The organism is Pantoea sp. ICBG 1758, assembly GCF_002928325.1.
GTDB classification, from domain to species: Bacteria; Pseudomonadota; Gammaproteobacteria; order Enterobacterales; family Enterobacteriaceae; genus Pantoea; species Pantoea eucrina.
Window position 1 is genome coordinate 73,053 of sequence record NZ_POWL01000001.1, and the last position, 19,096, is coordinate 92,148.

Genomic DNA, 19,096 nt, shown 5'->3' on the forward strand with positions numbered 1-19,096 from the left:
GCCCAGGTAAACAGTGAAGCCGATCAGGCAAAGAACCAGGCGGGCAGGATCGCAATCAGATTATTCAGCGTATGCAGGAAAATGGGCAGGGCGAGGTTATTACTGCGCAGGCGCGCATAGCAGAGCAGCAGCGAAAAGAGCGTCAGCGCTACCAGCGTTTCCCAGTGCACATATTGCGTATGCAGCGCCGCAAACAGCAGCGACGTCAGCAGCATGCAGGCGAAGCGGCTGCGGGGCGCCCAGAGCAGAAACGCCTGCAGCAGGAAGCCGCGAAACAGCACTTCTTCAAATACCGGCGCCAGCAGTACTGCCGTCAGCAGCAAAATCAGCATTGAGTTGCGCCCCTGCTGGCTCTGCTCAATCAGCCAGCCCTCCGGCTGTAAAAACTGCGTCTGAGCCACCATCAGCAGAAACAGGGCACCAATAAACAGCAGCGTCTGCAGAGGCCGCAGGGCACCCAGCGGAATATCGCTGCGCCGCTGACAATAAAAGCGGTAGAGCGGATAGATCACGGCGAACTCAAACAGGCAGAGTACCGGCACCAGCAGGCCATCATTCCGCAACGCACTATAGTTGGGAAAGAGCGTGATCAGCATCGTTACGAGGTAATAGACAACAAAGCAGCCCGCATAAAACAGGGTTAAGGTGACTTTGTCGGATTGAGTATCCATAGGCGACTCAGCGGGCAGGGGGAATGGCATAGTAGCAATGGCGCTGAGTGCTGTCGAGGTGCGCGATCTCAGATTTCAGTACCACCTGAGCTTTACAATAAAAACCAGGCACGGCGGGCAGATACCCGACGGGCGTGCCTGGCGGTCACCGGCCAGCGCGTTAACGAACGCGAACAGCCACGAACGTCATCAGAATAGCGCAGCCGATAAAAATCATGAGTTCCATAGTAAGCCTCCTCAGATGATTCTTAGAAATGATAGTTTTTTTCTGGGCAAAAGTGAGTCATTTAGTGCGATTAATCCTAAACTGGTCGCAGAAAATAGCCGTTTCCGGCGTGTAAACGGGCATTTTTTCAGCCGTTAGCGTTCGTTTAGGCGCCGCGCTTTGCTACTCTCAGAGGCGACATTGTTATCTGTTCGAAGGAGAGAGTTGTGACGCATTGTGGAAAAGTCCTGTTGCTAACCGCTGCCATGGCCTTGAGCGCCTGTCAGTCTGCCGGAAAAAACAGTACCCAGGCTGAGGCCAGCGTGGATCCGGAAACCGATCAGTGCCGCGCATCGCAGTATCAGCATTTTGTCGGCCAGCCGCTGACTGCAATCGGTAGCCAGAAATTTGCGGGTCCGGTACGCGCGATCCCCTGGAACGGTGCCGTCACCATGGACTTTAATCTGCACCGGCTCAATTTCATGGGCGATAAAGAGGGCAATATCACCCGCGTCTACTGCGGCTGACACCAGACGGACACGCGACTGTCATCGGGCTGTCATGCCCGGCGGCGAGGATACTCTGACAAACAGAGATCGCCTCGTCATCTCAGACATGCACTGTTCGTCTTGTTTCTTCCCGCTGCGGCGGGAATTTTTTTAACCGGCGAACGCGCTACTGCAACAAGAGGTAATGATGAAAAGATTTTCAGGCTTTCTGCTGTTAACGCTGCTGGCCCCGCTGGCGCATGCATCCGGCGAAGCTGCCTGGCAGGAAAATGAGCAGCAGAGCCGTCAGGCGTGCCTGCTGGCCAGTACGCTGGCGCAGGCGAAAATTGTGGGTAAGCCGGTGCAGTTTGACGACCGCACCGGTTATGACGCGCTGCTGCTGCAGGGACGCTATCCGCAAAAGCACATGAAAAACCGCACCGGACGTGAACTCTGCCTCTACCATCGTCAGAGCGGTAAAGCCGTCGTCAGCGAAGCCGATCAGCTGCGGGTCGCAAAATAAATCATCCCTCAGGCTCCCGGCTCGCTGCCCAGTAATTGTGCCAGCAGCGTCCGGTAGCTCTGCAGACGCTGCTCATCGCCCTCAAACTCCAGCTTTTCAATGACCCGCGCAATAACCGCTTTACTGGTCGCAGGCTGCCCCTCGGCCATCAGTTCCCGCATAATAGCCGCCAGCAGATCGCTCTCATGCGGCACGTGCCAGGCAGGCGTGTTGAAGTAGTCGGTAATCGCCCGACTGGCGCTGTCAGGATAGGTTCTCATGGCTGACCTCCGCAGAGACAACACGGCGTGCCGCCAGCAGGCGGCAGCAACAGAACCCGAACGGCGTGCCCGCAAAAGTGGCCGCGCGTCTGGTTATTTTTTAAACATAGTTGCGCGCCGTAAGCTTGTCAGCAACGTTTCGTCATATTTTTTCACATTTGCCGATCGTCCTGATGCAGCGTCAGCGTCATCTGCCAGCGCTGCTGCGTCAGCAGGAATTCCGGGCTGACGCTCGGGCTCCAGGAGTCATCGCCGCCAACTCCCATATGAAAACCATCAAGATGCAGCCAGCAGCCTGTTTCCGGTTGCAGCAGATGACGATGTGACGTATCGCGCAGCTGCTCAAGACTGTAGCGACTGAGTGAAAAGGCGAAATCACCGCTGATTTGCCAGCTGCCGCTGTCGAGCTGCCGGGTACCGCAGCGCAAGCCGTTTTCACCGGGGAAAACATAGTCGGTGGTGAGATCGGCAAGCGGCAGCTGCCAGCGGGAGAACTGCGCTGCCAGCTGGCGATCCGGATAGTTTTCGTGAGGACCCAGACCCAGCCAGCTGACCTGCTCCGGCGAGCGCGCCAGCTGGCAGCGCCAGCCGATACGCGCCGGCGGCGGTAATCCGGCGGCCTGCTCCACCGTCAGGGAAAGCGTAACCTCACCGCGGGCGCTGATAAAGTAGCGCTGGTGCGTGGTAAAGCAGACCTGCTCCTGCACGCGCCACTGATGCCAGCTTTCAATCTGTACCCCGTGCGCCAGGCTGTCGGCCTGCATCGCCAGCAGCACCGGTTCAAGCTCTTCGTAGCCGGCGCGCCGCCAGCGCTCGACCCAGGCGTTGGGATCCACGCTGGCTGCTTCACTGGTGCCGATATCGTTGTCAATCGGCGCGCGGACAAAGCAGGGCTGCAGCGGCGTCAGCAGGGTCTGCTGCTCACCCACCAGCCACGCGGTCAGCTCACCGCTGAGGCGCGAGAAGCGCCAGCGCTGCTGCGCGATCGCCACTTCAATCTCCTCCGCCTGCATAAGCAGCTGCGGCGCACTGTCGCCAATCGCCGGCAGGCGCAGCGGCAGCGCGGCAGGCAGCTGCCACTGATCCCACGCCACGCGGGCGTCAGCGTCGGACCAGGCGGTAGCGTCCGGCTGATGCACCGCAACATTCAGCCACGCGGCACCCTGCAGGCCTGACGGCAGCGCAATCTCAATCTGCTGACTGCCCTGCGGCGCAATATCGAGCGGCACCGTGCCGGTCGCGACCGGCACGCCGTCCTGCTCAATGCACCAGCGCAGCTGCTCGTTGTCGCTGTGCCGGAACAGATATTCACTGGTAACGGTGATACGGCCCGGCTGCGTGGCGTCGTGGTCAAAGCGGAAAAACTGCTGCGCGCGCTGCGCCTCAAACAGGGCGGGGTGCGGCGAGCGGTCAGCATAGACCAGGCCATTCATGCAGAACTGACGATCGTTAGGGGTGTCGCCAAAATCGCCGCCGTACGCCTGCCAGGCATTACCGCTGCTGTCGTAGCGCGTCAGGCTCTGATCGGCCCAGTCCCAGACAAAGCCGCCCTGCAGACGCGGAAACTCACGGAACGCCTGCCAGTATCTGGCAAAGCCGCCAAAGCTGTTCCCCATTGCGTGCGCATATTCACACAGGATCAGCGGGCGCTGTTCACCCGGCAGGCCAATCCACTTTTTCAGCGACCACTTGGGCACGGCCGGGAAGGGCTGATCCTGATCGACCCGCGCATACATCGGGCAGATAATATCGGTTGCATTGCTGTCTGCGCCGCCTCCCTCATACTGCACCGGACGCGTTGTGTCGCTGCTTTTAACCCAGCGGTAGAGGGCGTCATGCGTGCTGCCATGTCCGGATTCATTGCCCAGCGACCAGATAATAATGCAGGCGTGGTTGCGGTCGCGCTGTACCATACGCGTAACCCGCTCGCTGAAGGCGGCAAACCAGCGCGGATCGTCAGAGAGCCGGTTCATCGGCTGCATACCGTGCGTTTCAATATTTGCCTCATCCACCACATAGAGACCGTAGCGATCGCACAGGCGATACCAGAGCGGATGGTTAGGATAGTGGGCGCAGCGCACCGCATTGAAGTTATGCCGCTTCATCAGCACGATATCGCGGCGCATGCTGGCCTCATCCACTACCTGACCGCGTTCCGGATGGTGTTCATGGCGGTTAACGCCGCGGATCAGCAGCGGCTGGCCATTCAGGCAGAGCTGGCCCTGCTCAATGCTGACGCGCCGGAACCCGACATCATACGCTTCCGCTTCCAGTACCTGCTGCTGCGCATCCAGCAGTGTGACCACCGCGCGGTAAAGGTGGGGCGTCTCCGCGCTCCAGAGCCGTGGCTGACTCACCGGCAGCCGCAGCGTGGCCCGCTCCGGATAGCGTCCGCGCTCATCAATAATGGCGCTGCCGGGCGCCTGCTCCTGCGTGCCGATGCAGGTATCGCCCAGCCACAAAGAGACGCGAATATGGCAGCCTGCCAGCGCGGTCTGGCTGGCATCAAGCTTGACGCTGACGCGCAAGTCACCCTGCGAATACTCCGGGCTGAGCACGGTTTCAAGCTGGATATCCGCGAAGCGGACGTCCGGTTTATGCAGCAGCGTCACATCGCGGAAAATGCCGCTCATGCGCCACATATCCTGATCTTCCAGATAGCTGCCGTCACACCAGCGCAGCACCATCACGGCCAGGCGATTTTCGCCTGCCTGCAGCGCGGCGCTAAGGTCAAACTCCGCCGGCAAACGGCTGTCCTGAGAGTAGCCAAGCCAGTGTCCGTTACACCACACAAAGCAGGCCGAATTAACACCGTCAAAAATAATGCGCGTCTGGCCCCGCTGTAGCCACCGATCATCAACGGTAAATGTGAGCGAATAGCATCCGGTAGGGTTGGCCTGCGGCACAAACGGCGGATTAACCGGAATAGGGTACTGCACATTGGTATAAACTGGCGCATCATAACCGTACAGCTGCCAGTTAGCCGGTACCGGAAGCGCCGTAGCATCCGGCAGATCCTGCTGCAGCCAGCTCTCTGGCACCGCTTCAGGCTGGGTAAAATAGCTGAACTGCCACTCACCGTTCAGCGACTGCAGGGAAGGCGACGGGCGATCCTCGCGGGCGGCCTGTTCATCGCGCCAGCTGGCAAAGGGCGGATGGGCATCGAGACGGTGCAGGCTGGTGATAACCGGATTTTCCCAGTCGCGACGCGCCAGAATAGCCGCTAAGGAGAGCGCAGAAGTCATGATGATATCTCTGAAATTGTAATGCGCTCACATTGATGGAAATAGCATCAGCTGTAAAGCGGTCTTTGCTGAAACCGTGACAAAAAAGCAGGATCTGCAGCAGGCTGCCTGCAGCAGCAAAACGTTTCGCCATTAGATGTTGAATTGTTACGCTTTTTTAAGGCTTATTTATTCACAAAAGTGAGGAAAAGCGCTTGTTGTTTTCTTCTGCTCAGTGCTAACGTCAGCACTCCTTTCCTTATCGAGTTCATTGCATGAAAAATCTGATTGCAGAACTCCTGCTCAGGCTGGCGGAGAAAGAAGAGGCGTCCAAAGATCTGGTGGTACAGATCGAGGCGCTGGAGATAGTACTGACTGCCATGCTGCGCCAGCTGGATGCGGAACAGCACCATCAAATCGCCAGCGCGATTAAAAACGCGATGCCGCCCGCCGCGCCGGTTGCTGAGAGCGCTGATGCGGTGCTGCTGCGAAATTACATCGAAAAATTACTCAAATATCCTCGCCAGTAAGCGCGCGTAAGCGATTTGCCGCTGTGTTACTGATTTTCGTGCCAGACTGATAAAGCCCCCCTACACGGAGATCCCGGCAATGAAAAATTCGTTACTGATTCTGACTGGCGTTGCGCTGCTGTTTACCGTCGGCAGCGCCGGCGCTGCAGAAAAAACGCCGCAGCAGGAGAAGATGGCGCGCTGTAATCAGCTCGCCGCCACGCAAAATCTGAAAGGCGATGAGCGCAAAACGTTTATGAGCGACTGCCTGAAAAAAGAGAGCAAGCTCGGCAATATGACGCCGCAGCAGCTGAAAATGAAAAGCTGCAACAGTGCAGCCGGGGAAAAAGATCTCTCGGGCGATGCGCGCAAAACCTTTATGAGCACCTGCCTGAAAAAAAGCGCCTGATGATAAAAGCGGCATCTGATTAATGACTTAGCTGCCGCTTGCTTTATTTTTCCTGCCAGTTTCCCACGCTTTGCCACACTTACTCTTTGCAGGGGTTTGTCATCCCGCATCCGAAAATAATAAAGGAGCAAGGTGTGAGCTATCAATCTATCACAGAGCTTAACGCGCTGGCGCAGCAGCAGCCCGCGCCGTTCAGCGTGGGCGAGACCGACATTATTTTGATCCGCGATGGCGATCAGGTGCAGGCGTTTCAGGCCAAATGCCCGCACGCCGGCGCGCCGCTGGCGGAAGGGGCCGTCTGTGACGGCAAACTGATCTGCCCGTGGCACAAAGCGGTATTTCAGCTGCAGGATGGAAAAATGTGTGAACCGCTGGCGCTGGCCAACCTGACGCGTTATCCGGTGCGGATCGAGCAGGGCAAGGTGCTGGTCAGTGAACAGCCGCTTTCTGAGGCATCCGCACCCGCTGCGGCAGATAGCGCGCCAGTCTATGTTATTCTCGGCAGCGGAGCGGCGGGCGCCGCGGCAATCTGGACGCTGCGCGATGAGGGATTCAGCGGACAGATTATTCGTATCGAGCGGGAGGCCGCGGCCCCGTATGACCGTACCGCGCTCAGCAAGTTTGTGCCGTCGGGCAAAATGGCTATTGAGGATGTCCCTGCGCTGCTGGAGCAGGATGTGCTGGGGCCGGTCGAACTGCTGCAGGATGAGGTGGTGCAGCTGCAGGCGCGTGCAAAGACGCTAACGCTGAAAAGCGGAGAGCAGGTGAGGTTTGACCGGCTGCTGGTGGCGACCGGCGGCGTACCGCAGGCGCCGGATATTCCCGGCCGGGATCTGGCCGGCGTTCACCTGCTGCGTTCGCGCGATCAGGCTGAGGCGCTGCTGAACGATGTCGATGAAACGCAGGAGCTGGTGATTGTCGGCAACAGTTTTATCGGTATGGAAGTTGCCGGAGCGCTGCGCAGTCGTGACGTCAAGGTCACCGTGGTTGCCCGCCAGCGTCTGCCGTTTGTAAAACAGTTTGGCGAAGAGATAGCGGAGCATTTTTATGCGCTGCACCGCAGCAACGGCGTTATCTTTGAGCAGGGAGAGCCGGAGGCGCTGGAGGGAGAGCGTGAAGTCACCGCGCTACGCCTGAAAGGAGGCAAAACGCTGCCCGCGCGACGGGTGCTGCTCGGCACCGGCGTCAGACCCGCAACCGGGTTTGTGCATGACTTAACGCTGCAGGAGGATGGCAGCCTGCTGACCGATCGCCAGCTGCGGGTTACGGATAGCGTCTGGGTCGCCGGCGATATCGCCACCTATCCCACCGCCGATGGCGAACAGCGCATCGAGCACTATCGCGTGGCTCACCAGCAGGGGCGGATTGCCGCGCTGAATATGCTGGATAAGCAGATTGAGTACGACCGCGTACCTTTTTTCTGGACGGCGCACTACGGCACCCGTTACGAATATCTCGGGCATGCCGAAGAGTGGGATGAATATCGTCTGCTGGGTTCGCTGGATGACCAGAGGTTTATTGCGTTCTACTGCCAGCAGGGGAGAATTGCAGCGGTCTGCTCGGCCGGATTGTACACGCTTACCGCCGCGCTAATCGAACAGATGCAGCAGCCGCTGACGCTGGCGCAGGGCGTGGCGCTCTATGAGCAGTACACCGCGTAACTGCCCGGCTCAATTCCGGTCCTCAGTTCAGGAAAGAGGACCGGATCGCCGGCAGAAGAGGGCTGCGATTACGCTTTGCTCAGCGCCTCTGACTTCGCCATGCAGCGCTGCATGGCGTTCATCACCGCCGCGCGAAAACCATTCTCTTCCAGCGCTTTTACCGCCTCAATCGTGGTGCCACCGGGCGAGCAGACCTGATCTTTTAGCTCAGCAGGATGTGTGCCCGTCTCGATCACCATCTGCGCAGCACCTTTCACCGCCTGCGCGGCAAACTGATACGCCTGCGCGCGCGGCATGCCGCCCAGCACGGCCGCGTCGGCCATCGCTTCAATAAACATAAATACATATGCCGGAGCAGAGCCGCTGACGCCCACAACCGCGTGGATCAGATACTCTTTGACCACGGCGGCTTTCCCGAAACTTTCAAAAATAGCGACGATATCGTCCACTTCCTGCGGCTCCACCAGCACGTTAGGTGTCACCGAGGTCATGCCCTCATTGACCAGCGCCGGCGTATTGGGCATCACCCGCACAATTTTGCGATCGTGACCCAGCACGCCGGCCAGCGAATCCAGCGTCACGCCTGCGGCAATCGAGACCACCAGCGCATCCTTCTTCATCACGCCCGCCAGATCGCTGAGCACTTTCAGAATCACATCAGGTTTGACCGCGCCAAACAGGATATCCGCCTCGCGCGCCAGTGCTTCTGCGCTCTCCGCCGCGCTGATCCCGTACTGCTGCGCCATCTGCTGGTTAGTTTCCGCTTTGCGGTCCCATACCAGAATATTGGCCGGGGCGATAAGCCCGCTGTTGACCAGGCCGCTGATAATCGCCCGGGCCATATTGCCGCAGCCGATAAAGCCGATTTTTTTCTCCAGCATCGCTCTCTCCTTAATCGTATTGATTTCGCTGCGGGTTAGCTTACGTCAGCGCTCGTGAATAACAAGTGCCGGCAAAATATCGATTGCCTTTCCTGACCAGCGCGGCAAGATCGCGCCTGTGATTCATTACAGGGAAACCATTATGTCAATCTGGGTCGATGCTGACGCCTGTCCGGTGGTCATTAAAGAGGTACTTTACCGCGCTGCCGAACGGACAAAAGTGACGGTGACCTTTGTCGCTAACCAGCCGCTGCGCGTGCCGCCTTCACCCTTTCTGAAGACGCTGCAGGTCGCGGCCGGTTTTGACGTGGCGGACAATGAAATTGTGAAGCGCGTGCAGCCCGGCGAGCTGGTGATCACCGGCGACATTCCGCTGGCGGCAGAAGTGCTGGAAAAAGGGGCTGCTGCGCTGAATCCGCGCGGCGAGCGTTACTCGCCTGATACCATCCGGCAGCGCCTGACCATGCGCGATTTTATGGAAACGATGCGCGCCAGCGGCATTCAGAGCGGCGGTCCGGCGGCGCTGAGCCCGCGTGACCGCCAGCTGTTTGCCAACGAACTCGACAAGTGGCTGCGTCAGCGCTGATCAGACAAAGCTGTCATCATCATCAAAGCCGCCGTTGTCAAAATCATTCAGATCGCTGTTGTCGGCAAAGCTGTTGTCATTCCAGCTGCTGTTGTCACTGAGAAACGCATTGCTGCTGTCGTTGCCGTTGAACGTATCCAGGTTCTCATCCACCTGCGGCAGCGCCGGTTCGTTGATAATATTCACGATCTCTTCCGGCTGCGAGTGATGAAACAGGCTGGTGAGCATATCCGCCATCACCACGCCACCTGCCACGCCCACGGCCGTCTGCAGCGCGCCGCCGAGAAAGCCCGTGCCGCGGGCCGGTGCGGCTGGCTGCTGCGCATACTGCGGGGGCGGGCTGTTCCAGCCAGGCTGCTGCTGCTGCGGTTGCTGCTGACGCGAACCGCCGCCAAATAAACCGGAAAGAAAGCCGCCGCTCTGCTGCGGAGCCTGCTGCTGTGCCTGGTTATTTTCCAGCTCGGTGATGCGGGCATTCAGCTTTTTCAGCGCAGCTTCCTGAATCAGAATCGCCTGAGCCATGTAGTAGGGCGCGTCGGGCTGGTTCTGCAGATGCTGACGGATAAGCTGTTCCGCGCCCGCATCGCGCGGGCCACTCTGCTCACCGGCCTGTTTTAACCGGCTAAAGAGATTTTCAATGAGTTGCTGTTCCTGATTTTGCATGGTGAACCTCCGTTGGCGTTAAGGCTATCTATATGCGGGCAGGGGGCGCGAAAGTAAATCACTGACGTGGTAAGCAAATGTTGCCCGCTTACACCGCCCGGGTAATGCACAAAATGCGCATGGTTTTTCGCTGTAAATTCAGTGAGCTAATTATAGCAGCCGCCAGAGTGCGCGTATTTTGTGCTTCGAAACTGGCTGCTGAAATAAAATCCGGATATTATGCGACGCATTATTGACCTGATCGCCTGCCGGCGCGGCAGAGCACGGCGGAGAATAAGCCAGGATGTCATTACCCATCTATCTTATCGGCGCACGCGGATGCGGCAAAACCACTATCGGCCAGGTGCTGGCGCGCATGCTGAATTACACCTTTTGCGATACCGACCACTACCTGCAGCAGGCCGCGCAGCGCAGCGTGGCTGAAATTGTTGCCAGCGAAGGCTGGGAGAGCTTCCGCGCGCGCGAAACCGAGGCGCTGCGCGCCGTCACCACGCCAGCAGCGGTGATAGCTACCGGCGGCGGGATGGTGCTGGCTGAAGTGAACCGCCGCTTTATGCGCGAGCGGGGGCATGTGATCTGGCTCAGCGCGCCGGCGGAAGCGCTGGCGAACCGGCTGCAGCAGCAGCCTGAAACCGCGCAGCGGCCCACGCTTACCGGCCAGCCAATTGCCGAGGAGATGGATGAGATCCTGCGCCTGCGCGCGCCGCTCTATCAGCAGGCGGCCCACTATCAGGTTGATGCCATGCAGCCGCCGGAGCAGGTGGCAGAACAGATCATCCGTTCGCTCGCGCTGGCCCGCGCCAGCTGATTTTTATCAGAAAACTCCCGCTTTGCTGGCATCAATGCATGCTGGTCTATACTCAGTAACAGGCAGCGGATCGCCACTGCCGTGTGGAACACTGATAAGAGAGGGAAAACGATGCCATCCAGACCACCCTATCCGCGTGAAGCCCGTGTTGTGGCCGTCGAAAAAGGGCCCGAAGGTAAAAAAGTTACCTGGTATGAACTGCGTGCCGATCATCCTAAAGAGAATTCCCTGATCAGCGAGCATGAATCTGAGCAGGAAGCGCAGGATGCGAAAGATCGCTACGAAGATGTGGAAAAAGAATAAGCCGCACTGGCAGGGACGCCAGTGAATTCTCCGCACTCTCCTGAATTTTCCTGCCGCTGCGCCAGCAGCGATTTATTTGCGTGACACCCTGAGGGCTTCCCTTGTAATCTGCTGATAACCTTCATGTGCTGCGAGGAAAAAGCATGCTCAATGTCAGTGATTATTTCGACGGAAAAGTGAAATCGATCGGGTTCGACAGCGTGACCATCGGCCGCGCCAGCGTAGGCGTTATGGCTGAAGGCGAGTACACCTTTGGCACCGGCCAGCCGGAAGAGATGACGGTGGTGAGCGGCGCACTGAAAGTGCTGCTGCCAGGTGAGGCGGAGTGGAAGTGGTATGAGGCGGGCAGCACATTTAATGTCCCTGGCCACAGTGAGTTTCATCTGCAGGTAGCTGAGCCTACCTCCTATCTCTGCCGCTACCTGTAAACGGCGCAAGAGAGACAGAGCTGCAACCTTCAGGCTGCAGCTTTTTTTATGCCTGATTAGCGTGGTGCTTCGCCGCCGAGTGCGTCGGTCAGGCTGGCGATCAGCGCAGCGAGTTCGCCGGTCATCAGCGTAAAGTCAGCGTCAAAGCGCAGAGCGAAATCCTCGCGATCGATATCATCATTCTGTTCACGCAGCGTATCGCTGAATTTCAGGCGCTTTACTGAACCATCATCAGCAATCACAAACTGAATTCGCTCCTGCCAGTCGAGCGCCAGTCTGGTCACCACTTTGCCCGCTTCAATGTGGTTGGCGATCTCATCGGAGATCAGATCCTGCTTCTTGCAGCGGATCACGCCGCCATCTTCCAGCAGCGCTTTCAGCTCCGCCTCATCCATCAGGGCGTAGCCTGCGGGCAGGTCGCCGCCGCGCACCCACTCCGTCAGCGTCAGCTCAATCGGCTTCTCCATGGTCAGCGGCACGACCGGCAGCGAGCCGAGACTTTTGCGCAGCAGCGCCAGCGTATCTTCCGCTTTTTTGGCGCTGGCGCAGTCAACAGCGATCAGGTTATTGACCGTATCGATCCACAGAAAGGTCTGACTGAAACGGCTGAAAGCGCGTGGCAGCAGGCTGTGCAGCACTTCATCTTTCAGCGAATCTTTTTCGGTTTTCTTCAGCTTGCGGCTCTGTTCCGCCTCCAGCTTCTCAATTTTGGCATCCAGCGCCTGCTTCACGACCGGTGAAGGCAGAATTTTCTGCTCGGTACGGGCGCAGATCACTATCTGTCCGTTGACCTCATGGGCCAGCGCTTCCCCGCGGTTACCCATCGGCGATACCCAGCCGGTCTGGGCCATATCCTGACTTCCGCACGGTGAGAACGTAAATGCATCAAGCTGTTTTTCCAGATCGTCTGCGGACAGCGGAAGGTCACGATTCAGACGATAAACCATCATATTTTTAAACCACAACATCGGGATTCCTTACCGTGGGTGCGATCGGGCGCACAAGTCTCAAACAGGGAGCGCGCATGATAGCGAAACCTGCGCCGGGTTTCATTGCCTTTCCCGAATCGCCCCTCTACTGTATCTCCACCCCATGTGAATAATGAGGAATAACCCGTGCGTATCGGTATCGATTTAGGCGGCACCAAGACAGAGGTTATTGCTTTATCGGATGACGGCACGCAGCTGTTCCGTCATCGCGTGAATACCCCGCGCAACGACTACGCTGCTACGGTCGGCGTGATGGCGGATCTGGTTCGTCTGGCCGAAGCGCAGACCGGAGAGCGGGGCAGCGTCGGGGTCGGTATTCCCGGCTCGATTTCGCCCTATGCGCAGCGGGTTAAAAATGCCAACTCCACCTGGCTGAACGGACAGCCGCTGGATAAAGATCTGGCGCAGGCGCTGAGCCGGGAGGTGCGTATTGCCAATGATGCAAACTGTCTGGCGGTCTCTGAAGCCACCGACGGCGCCGGCGCCGGTCAGCCGCTGGTGTTTGCGGTGATCATCGGCACCGGATCCGGCGCGGGGATCGCCATGAACGGCGTGTCGCGTATCGGGCTCAATGGCAACGCCGGCGAGTGGGGGCACAATCCGCTGCCGTGGATGGATGCCGATGAGCAGCGCTTTCAGCAGGAGGTGCCGTGCTACTGCGGCTTACGGGGATGTATTGAAACCTTTGTCTCCGGAACCGGTTTTGCCACTGATTACCAGCGATTAAGCGGGCAGGCGCTCAGCGGTGCGGAGATTATGCAGCTGATTGCGCAGCAGGATCCGCTGGCAGAGCAGGCGATGAACCGCTACGAACAGCGGCTGGCGAAAGCGCTGGCGCAGGTGGTGAATCTGCTCGATCCCGACGTAATTGTGCTGGGCGGCGGAATGAGCAATGTGGACCGTCTGTACCAGACGCTGCCCGGCCTGATGCAACCCTGGGTGTTTGGCCGCGAGTGTGAAACGCCGGTGCGTAAAGCGCTGCACGGCGACTCCAGCGGCGTTCGCGGCGCAGCGTGGCTCTGGCCGCTGGAGGGACAGGCGACGTTATGACTTACGCGGTGCAAAGCCAAACCACGCTGGCTGGGTGCGATCGGGCGGCGGCGGTAGCGCGGCGGACTGGCCAACCAGCTGCCAGGCGCGCAGGCACAGCGCCTCATCTCCCTGCGTCTGGGTAACGGCAAAGCGCCCGCTGGCCTGCCACTCCAGCCGCAGCCAGCACTGCTGTCCGGCGTAGTGCGCCGCATCGCGAAACTGCTGGTTAAGCTGATGCTGAACGCTGCGCGTCCAGTGGCAGGAGGCGCTTTCCGGTGCCACGTCCGGCTCGCACAGGTTGCTTAATGCGGCTGGCGGCGTGGCAGGCGGACGGGCGCAGCCAGTCAGCGTCAGCGCTGCCAGCAGCAGACCGGCTGCGGCGGCGATCAAATTTATTCTCATAACAGAACCTGAAAAACGGGAGCCAGCCGCTGAGTCTACCGCGCGCCGGGCGGAAAGCTATGGCATTCCTCTGACTCTCTGCAGAACCAGAATCAGTCGCAGGTTACTCCCCCGGCAGCTGCAGCTTGCTGTATCCCAGACCATTCATTTTCCGCACCCGGATCTGAACCGGGATACGCTCTTTCATCGCCTCAACGTGGCTGATCACGCCGATGGTTTTCCCGCTGGCGTTAAGCGCGTCCAGCGCGTCGAGTGCGGTATCGAGCGTCTCAGCATCCAGCGTGCCAAACCCTTCATCAAGGAACAGAGATTCGATGCGGGTTTTGTGGCTGACCAGATCGGAGAGCGCCAGCGCCAGCGCCAGACTCACCAGAAAACTCTCACCGCCCGAAAGCGTCCGGGTATCGCGGGTTGCGTCCGCCTGCCAGGTATCCACCACCTCAAGCTCCAGCTCATCGCTGAGGCGTCGCTGCAGCAGATAGCGACCATGCAGGCGATCGAGCTGACGATTCGCCAGCCAGACCAGATGATCCAGCGTTAACCCCTGCGCAAACCGGCGGAACTTGTCACCTTTGGCTGAACCGATCAGATCGTTGAGGCGGCTCAGCTGCACCAGCTCAGCTTCATCGGCGGCGATCTCTGCCAGCAGCGCCTGCTGCTGCTGACGCAGGTGTGCATCACTCTGCAGCTGCTGCTGCGCTTCTCCCTGCTGGCGCGCGTTATCACGCAGCGCCAGGCGTAATGTCTCCAGCTGCTGGCTGAGAGCGGCAGCCTGTTCATCATTGAAGCCAGCGGGACGCTGCTGCTGATGCTGCGCCAGCCGCTGCTCCAGCTGTTCATAAAGAGCAATCTGCTGCAAACGCTGCTGCTCCAGCTGCTGCAGACGGGCGCGCAGCGGCAGCAGCACCTCTTCCGGCAGCAGCGCCGCGTGCAGTGCTGCTTCATCAGCAAATTCGCTCTGCCGCAGCGCCTGGCTGAACTGCTGTTGCGCCTGCTGCAGGCGCTCCGTCAGGGCGGCCTGCTGGCTGTACGTCTGCGCCAGCTGACCCTGCAGGCTGTGCAGTCCGCTTTGCGCCTGCTGCCACTGCTGCAGCGCCCCTGCCAGCGCCTGTTCCAGCTGCTGCAGTAGCGTGTGCTGCTGCCGGCGCGCCTCCGTTACGCTGCGCGTGCCAAACAGCTGGCTGCGCTGCTGCTGCAGATCCTGCTGCTGCTGCTGCATCAGCGTCAGAGCGTGCTGCAGGCTCTCCTGCTGCTGCTGTTCACGCTGCAGCGTCTGCTGCAGGCTATGCTGCTCGCTCCCCGCTCTGGCGATCTGCGGCTGCAGAGAAGTCAGTAATTGCTCACTCTCTTGCCAGCGCAGCCAGCGCTGCCGCTGTGCGGCAAACCAGCTGGCGCGTCCGGCGGGTTCCGGCAGGCGAAGCTGATGGGCCGCGAGCTGCTCCGTCAGCCGCGCCGCAGCGTGCTGCAGCGCCTGCTGTTCATCTCTGAAACGCTGCTCCAGATCGACCAGCTGCTGCTGTGCGCTCTCCCGCTGCTGCTGTGCAAGCTGCTGCTCCTGCAGATGCTGCTGCCACCGCTGCTGCTGCTGCAGATGGGCATCTTTAGCCTGCTGCAGCACTGCTGCCGCCTCTTCACGCGCCTGCAGCTGCTGTTGCTCCGTCAGCTCCTGCGCCTCCAGCTGCTGCTGCCAGGCAGTGAACTCTGCATGCTGCGCCGGCGTAAAGTGCAGCCCCAGCGGGGTGCACAGCGCCTGCCACCTGGTATCGATGGTGGCCAGCTGGCGATCCAGTTCAGCCAGCTCCTCTTCCAGCGCCTGCTGCTGCTGCAGAGAGAGTTTCTGCTGTTCGCCCTGTGCCGTGCCCGCCTCTTTCAGCTGCGCCACTGCCGTCTCCAGCGCGGTAAGCCGCTGCTGATTCTCATCCGGCCGGAGCTGCTGATAGTCCGCTACCGCCGGGTGCTGACAGGAACCACACAGCGGGCAGGGGGCGTCAGGCTGTAGTCTGGCGCGCTCATCAGAGAGCCGGGCAATGGTCCGTTCCAGTTCGCACAGGCGACGCAGATCGAGCAGCGCCTGATGCTCGCGCTTCCAGCTGTCGCGCAGTTTCTGCAGTGTCTCTTCACCCTGCAGGTAACTCTGCTGCAGCTGCGTCAGCCGGGCAGCCCGCTGTACGCGCTGCGGTTGCAGCGATTGCCACTGCGCGGCCAGCAGCGTCAGCTGCTGACGCGGGGCGCGCTGCTGCTGATAGCGCGCAAGAGCATTGCGCAGATCGGCGCTGCGCTGCTGATTTTCCAGAGAGGTCAGCGCCTGCTCAGCCTGTTCGCGCTGCTGGCGGCTCTCCGTCTCCGCCTGCGCTAATGGCTTAGCCGCCTGTTCACGCGCTGCCAGCGTCTGCTGTAGCTGCGCCAGCTGCTGCTGCTGCCGCTGCTGCTGTCCGGCAAGCTGCGTCGCCGCCTGTTCACGCTCCTCAAGGTGTCCGATATCAGCCTGCCAGCGCGCCAGCTCCGGCCCCCAGCCGGCGGTAGCCGCTTCGCGCGTGCGCCACGCCTGCTGTTCAGCCAGCTGTAGCTGTAAGCGTTCACTCACCTGTTGCTGCTGCTGCAGCGCCTGTTCGCTGCGGGCGACCGCCTGCTGCTGCTGCGTCAGCTGCTGCTGCTGTTCACTCAGCTGCTGCGCGGTGCGCGCTATCTGCTGATCGAGCGGCAGCACCTGCTCAGTCAGCAGCGTTTCGAGCTGCTGTCCGGCTTCCACCGCCTCATCGCGCTTCTGCAGCGCCTGCTGATAATCGCGTTCCGCCTGCTGCAGCGTGGTTTCAGCCTGCTGCTGCTGCGCCTGTAGCTGCCGGACCAGCTGCTGCTGTGCATCACTGTCCTGCTGCAGCTGTTCACGCAGCTGCAGTCCGGCGCGCAGCTTCTCTGCCGGCTCGGCGCGCGCCAGCTGCTGGCGCTCTGCGGACGCCTGCTGCCACGCCTGCTCCGCTGCCTGGCGCGCCGCGTCAGCGTCCTGCTGCTCCTGCGTCAGCTGCTGTGCCTGCGCCAGCCACTGCTGCTGCGTCTGCGCCTGCGTAAGCTGTGCATTCAGCGCGCGCTCCTCCGCGCTTAAGGTCTCCAGCTGCTGTGTGAGCGACGCCCGCTGCGCCTCATCCAGCAGCGCGATGCCGCCGGCACGGGCGCGCAGCGTCTCAAGCGCGCCGCGCGCCGCGCGCCAGCGTTCAAAGATATAGATGGAGATATCGCCATAAATTTCGGTACCGGTCAGCTCCTCCAGCAGTTCGGCACGCTCGCCGGGCCGGGCGTTGAGAAACGCGGCAAACTGACCCTGTGACAGCATCATTGAGCGGGTGAAGCGGGCAAAATCGAGCCCGGAGAGCGACTCTATGGCTTTCAGCTTATCGCCGACTTTATCCGCCACGATCTGATTATCAGCGACCCGCGCCAGCTCCACGCGCGGCGCCTGCAGCTTGCCGTCAGCCTGACCGCGCGCCCGGTTCTGGCTCCAGAAGGCGCGCCAGGCTTCACCTTTGATTTCAAACTCGACTTCAGCCAGACACTCAGCGGTGTCGCGCGTCATCAGCTGATTCTCACTCTGCGACAGCCCGCCAAGGCGCGGCGTCTGGTGATAGAGCGCCAGGCAGATCGCATCCAGCAGCGTGGTTTTGCCGGCGCCGGTAGCGCCCGTGATGGCAAACAGACCGTTGCTGGCGAACGGCTCCTGGCGGAAGTCGATCAGCCATTCACCGCGCAGCGCGTTGAGATTTTTAAAACGTAGCGTCAGAATTTTCATGCGGATGGATCCTCGAGGGCGGCCAGCGCGCTGCGAAACAGGCGGGTCAGTCCGTCACTCTGCTGCGCGTCCAGCTCTGACTCCTGTGCCAGGCGACGGGCAAAAACCTCTTCGACTTTCAGTTCGCTCAGCGTCTCATTTGTCAGCCGTTCCAGGCTGCGCTGACGCAGCGCGCGGCTGCGGCGCACCAGCAGCACCTCTACCGGCAGCGTGGCCGTGAGCTGTTCAATACGCCGCTGCAGATCGGTGAGGTACTCCTGCGTGGTGATCTCGATATCCAGCCATACCGGCAGCGATCCCTCATAGCGGGCAAACTGTGCCAGCTGCGCCTCAATCTCTGCCATCGAACCTTTTAGCATCTGCATCGGCTGAAAGGCGGGTATGGTCAGCGCGGTTACGCTTTCCAGCGTGCGGCCAAAATCGAGTAGCCAGACGCTTTTATCACGTCCGCTCTCATCAAAACTGAGCGGGATCGGTGAGCCGCTGTAGCGAATATGTTCCGTGCCGGCAATCCGCTGCGCGCGGTGAATATGGCCGAGTGCAATGTAGTCTGCGGGCGGAAACGCCTGCGCCGGAAACGCATCCAGCGTGCCGATATAGATATCGCGTACCGCGTCGCTTTTGGTCACGCCCACGGTAGTGAGGTGGCCGGTGGCGACGATTGGCAGCGGCTCATCCAGCCGTTCTCTTTCTGCCACGGCGGCGCTATAGCAGTGCTGGTAATGCTGCTCGATCGCCTGCAGCAGCGATAACTGCTTGTCGCGACCGGACTGACCGGCCCGACTGCGCAGAATATCGCGCGGGCGCAGATAGGGGATGGCGCACAGCAGCGCGCCCGGCGATCCGTCGCGCTGCGTCAGCGTCAGCACCTGCTGTTCACCGCCGGGGGTAGCGCTGGTGATCACCCGGGTGTTAAGGCAGGCCAGCAGTTCGCGCGACTCATTCAGCGTGGCGACTGAATCGTGATTGCCCGCCAGCACAACCAGCTGACAGCCGCTGGGCTGCAGCGCGACCACAAACCGGTTAAACATTTCACGGGCGTAACTGGGGGGCGAACCGGTATCAAACAGATCGCCTGCCACGATCAGTGCATCAACCTGATGCTCAGCAATTTGCCGGAGCAGCCAGTCAAGAAAAGCCTGGTGTTCGGCGGCGCGACTCTTGCTGTAAAAAAACTGACCGAGGTGCCAGTCTGCGGTATGAATAATGCGCATGGGGTGTCCTGCCTGAAAGCTGGCGGCCAGTATAACGGCTTCGGGCACAAAGGAAAAAA

General features: G+C 60.2%; 19 protein-coding genes. 10 read left to right on the plus strand and 9 right to left on the minus strand.

The features are described 5' to 3' along the window. Nucleotides 1-23 precede the first annotated feature (23 nt). Entirely contained in the window at nt 24-671 is a 648-nt protein-coding gene (locus C1Y41_RS00375; protein ID WP_039382931.1) for a CPBP family intramembrane glutamic endopeptidase, read from the minus strand. A gap of 432 nt (nt 672-1,103) precedes the next feature. On the opposite strand from C1Y41_RS00375, the gene C1Y41_RS00385 reads away from it, so the two are divergent. Continuing rightward, complete coding sequence (locus C1Y41_RS00385) at nt 1,104-1,403, plus strand: I78 family peptidase inhibitor (RefSeq protein WP_104084619.1); 300 nt, start codon at nt 1,104-1,106, stop codon at nt 1,401-1,403. Nucleotides 1,404-1,572: 169 nt separating this feature from the next. Continuing rightward, nucleotides 1,573-1,887 (plus strand): hypothetical protein, encoded by a 315-nt coding sequence (locus C1Y41_RS00390; RefSeq protein ID WP_039385730.1) that lies wholly within the window; start codon nt 1,573-1,575, stop codon nt 1,885-1,887. Between the two features lie 8 nt (nt 1,888-1,895). Here the strand turns inward: C1Y41_RS00390 and C1Y41_RS00395 are convergent, their stop codons facing one another. Together C1Y41_RS00395 and C1Y41_RS00400 are read right to left on the minus strand one after the other, a co-directional pair. Beyond that, nucleotides 1,896-2,147, minus strand: a complete 252-nt coding sequence (locus C1Y41_RS00395; RefSeq protein ID WP_039382934.1) for a biofilm development regulator YmgB/AriR family protein — start codon at nt 2,145-2,147, stop codon at nt 1,896-1,898. Between the two features lie 152 nt (nt 2,148-2,299). Continuing rightward, a complete protein-coding gene (locus C1Y41_RS00400) occupies nt 2,300-5,392 on the minus strand; it encodes a beta-galactosidase (protein ID WP_104084620.1) in 3,093 nt (1,030 codons plus the stop codon). Between the two features lie 254 nt (nt 5,393-5,646). Between C1Y41_RS00400 and iraP the strand changes: the two genes are divergently transcribed. From iraP to C1Y41_RS00415, 3 genes are all read left to right on the plus strand, one after another. Continuing rightward, entirely contained in the window at nt 5,647-5,901 is a 255-nt protein-coding gene (iraP, locus tag C1Y41_RS00405) for an anti-adapter protein IraP (protein ID WP_094112120.1), read from the plus strand. Between the two features lie 79 nt (nt 5,902-5,980). Further along, complete coding sequence (locus tag C1Y41_RS00410; RefSeq protein ID WP_104084621.1) at nt 5,981-6,289, plus strand: PsiF family protein; 309 nt, start codon at nt 5,981-5,983, stop codon at nt 6,287-6,289. 134 nt (nt 6,290-6,423) lie between these two features. After that, nucleotides 6,424-7,950 (plus strand): FAD-dependent oxidoreductase, encoded by a 1,527-nt coding sequence (locus C1Y41_RS00415; RefSeq protein WP_104084622.1) that lies wholly within the window; start codon nt 6,424-6,426, stop codon nt 7,948-7,950. A gap of 68 nt (nt 7,951-8,018) precedes the next feature. Here the strand turns inward: C1Y41_RS00415 and proC are convergent, their stop codons facing one another. Then, a complete protein-coding gene (proC, locus tag C1Y41_RS00420; protein ID WP_104084623.1) occupies nt 8,019-8,831 on the minus strand; it encodes a pyrroline-5-carboxylate reductase in 813 nt (270 codons plus the stop codon). 142 nt (nt 8,832-8,973) lie between these two features. Here proC and C1Y41_RS00425 point away from each other — a divergent pair, with 142 nt between their 5' ends. After that, nucleotides 8,974-9,417 (plus strand): YaiI/YqxD family protein, encoded by a 444-nt coding sequence (locus C1Y41_RS00425; RefSeq protein ID WP_039382940.1) that lies wholly within the window; start codon nt 8,974-8,976, stop codon nt 9,415-9,417. On the opposite strand, the gene C1Y41_RS00430 is transcribed toward C1Y41_RS00425, so the two are convergent. Next, a complete protein-coding gene (locus C1Y41_RS00430; protein WP_039382941.1) occupies nt 9,418-10,080 on the minus strand; it encodes a DUF2076 domain-containing protein in 663 nt (220 codons plus the stop codon). 283 nt (nt 10,081-10,363) lie between these two features. On the opposite strand from C1Y41_RS00430, the gene aroL reads away from it, so the two are divergent. From aroL to ppnP, 3 genes are all read left to right on the plus strand, one after another. After that, a complete protein-coding gene (aroL, locus tag C1Y41_RS00435; RefSeq protein WP_039382942.1) occupies nt 10,364-10,888 on the plus strand; it encodes a shikimate kinase AroL in 525 nt (174 codons plus the stop codon). A gap of 111 nt (nt 10,889-10,999) precedes the next feature. Further along, nucleotides 11,000-11,191 (plus strand): YaiA family protein, encoded by a 192-nt coding sequence (locus C1Y41_RS00440; RefSeq protein ID WP_039382943.1) that lies wholly within the window; start codon nt 11,000-11,002, stop codon nt 11,189-11,191. 143 nt (nt 11,192-11,334) lie between these two features. Further along, nucleotides 11,335-11,619, plus strand: a complete 285-nt coding sequence (ppnP, locus tag C1Y41_RS00445) for a pyrimidine/purine nucleoside phosphorylase (protein ID WP_039382944.1) — start codon at nt 11,335-11,337, stop codon at nt 11,617-11,619. A 56-nt stretch (nt 11,620-11,675) separates the two neighbouring features. On the opposite strand, the gene rdgC is transcribed toward ppnP, so the two are convergent. Continuing rightward, complete coding sequence (gene rdgC / locus C1Y41_RS00450) at nt 11,676-12,587, minus strand: recombination-associated protein RdgC (RefSeq protein ID WP_039382945.1); 912 nt, start codon at nt 12,585-12,587, stop codon at nt 11,676-11,678. A gap of 147 nt (nt 12,588-12,734) precedes the next feature. Here rdgC and mak point away from each other — a divergent pair, with 147 nt between their 5' ends. Continuing rightward, nucleotides 12,735-13,658, plus strand: coding sequence for a fructokinase (gene mak / locus C1Y41_RS00455; RefSeq protein ID WP_039382946.1), 924 nt, complete (start codon nt 12,735-12,737; stop codon nt 13,656-13,658). Here the strand turns inward: mak and C1Y41_RS00460 are convergent. The 3 genes from C1Y41_RS00460 to sbcD form a co-directional block, all read right to left on the minus strand. After that, complete coding sequence (locus C1Y41_RS00460; protein ID WP_082032647.1) at nt 13,653-14,042, minus strand: cell envelope integrity TolA C-terminal domain-containing protein; 390 nt, start codon at nt 14,040-14,042, stop codon at nt 13,653-13,655. The genes mak and C1Y41_RS00460 overlap by 6 nt on opposite strands. A 103-nt stretch (nt 14,043-14,145) precedes the next feature. Then, complete coding sequence (locus tag C1Y41_RS00465) at nt 14,146-17,823, minus strand: AAA family ATPase (RefSeq protein WP_104084624.1); 3,678 nt, start codon at nt 17,821-17,823, stop codon at nt 14,146-14,148. After that, nucleotides 17,820-19,037, minus strand: a complete 1,218-nt coding sequence (gene sbcD, locus C1Y41_RS00470) for an exonuclease subunit SbcD (protein WP_071668614.1) — start codon at nt 19,035-19,037, stop codon at nt 17,820-17,822. The genes C1Y41_RS00465 and sbcD overlap by 4 nt, the downstream gene beginning before the upstream one ends. Between the last annotated feature and the right edge of the window lie 59 nt (nt 19,038-19,096).

What these genes read in the sequence shown, in the direction of transcription:
- C1Y41_RS00375 (WP_039382931.1), bottom strand. Translation starts at nt 671, where the DNA reads ATGGATACTCAATCCGACAAAGTCACCTTAACCCTGTTTTATGCGGGC.
- C1Y41_RS00390 (WP_039385730.1), top strand. Translation starts at nt 1,573, where the DNA reads ATGAAAAGATTTTCAGGCTTTCTGCTGTTAACGCTGCTGGCCCCGCTG.
- C1Y41_RS00395 (WP_039382934.1), bottom strand. Translation starts at nt 2,147, where the DNA reads ATGAGAACCTATCCTGACAGCGCCAGTCGGGCGATTACCGACTACTTC.
- C1Y41_RS00400 (WP_104084620.1), bottom strand. Translation starts at nt 5,392, where the DNA reads ATGACTTCTGCGCTCTCCTTAGCGGCTATTCTGGCGCGTCGCGACTGG.
- iraP (WP_094112120.1), top strand. Translation starts at nt 5,647, where the DNA reads ATGAAAAATCTGATTGCAGAACTCCTGCTCAGGCTGGCGGAGAAAGAA.
- C1Y41_RS00410 (WP_104084621.1), top strand. Translation starts at nt 5,981, where the DNA reads ATGAAAAATTCGTTACTGATTCTGACTGGCGTTGCGCTGCTGTTTACC.
- proC (WP_104084623.1), bottom strand. Translation starts at nt 8,831, where the DNA reads ATGCTGGAGAAAAAAATCGGCTTTATCGGCTGCGGCAATATGGCCCGG.
- C1Y41_RS00425 (WP_039382940.1), top strand. Translation starts at nt 8,974, where the DNA reads ATGTCAATCTGGGTCGATGCTGACGCCTGTCCGGTGGTCATTAAAGAG.
- C1Y41_RS00430 (WP_039382941.1), bottom strand. Translation starts at nt 10,080, where the DNA reads ATGCAAAATCAGGAACAGCAACTCATTGAAAATCTCTTTAGCCGGTTA.
- aroL (WP_039382942.1), top strand. Translation starts at nt 10,364, where the DNA reads ATGTCATTACCCATCTATCTTATCGGCGCACGCGGATGCGGCAAAACC.
- C1Y41_RS00440 (WP_039382943.1), top strand. Translation starts at nt 11,000, where the DNA reads ATGCCATCCAGACCACCCTATCCGCGTGAAGCCCGTGTTGTGGCCGTC.
- ppnP (WP_039382944.1), top strand. Translation starts at nt 11,335, where the DNA reads ATGCTCAATGTCAGTGATTATTTCGACGGAAAAGTGAAATCGATCGGG.
- rdgC (WP_039382945.1), bottom strand. Translation starts at nt 12,587, where the DNA reads ATGTTGTGGTTTAAAAATATGATGGTTTATCGTCTGAATCGTGACCTT.
- C1Y41_RS00460 (WP_082032647.1), bottom strand. Translation starts at nt 14,042, where the DNA reads ATGAGAATAAATTTGATCGCCGCCGCAGCCGGTCTGCTGCTGGCAGCG.
- C1Y41_RS00465 (WP_104084624.1), bottom strand. Translation starts at nt 17,823, where the DNA reads ATGAAAATTCTGACGCTACGTTTTAAAAATCTCAACGCGCTGCGCGGT.
- sbcD (WP_071668614.1), bottom strand. Translation starts at nt 19,037, where the DNA reads ATGCGCATTATTCATACCGCAGACTGGCACCTCGGTCAGTTTTTTTAC.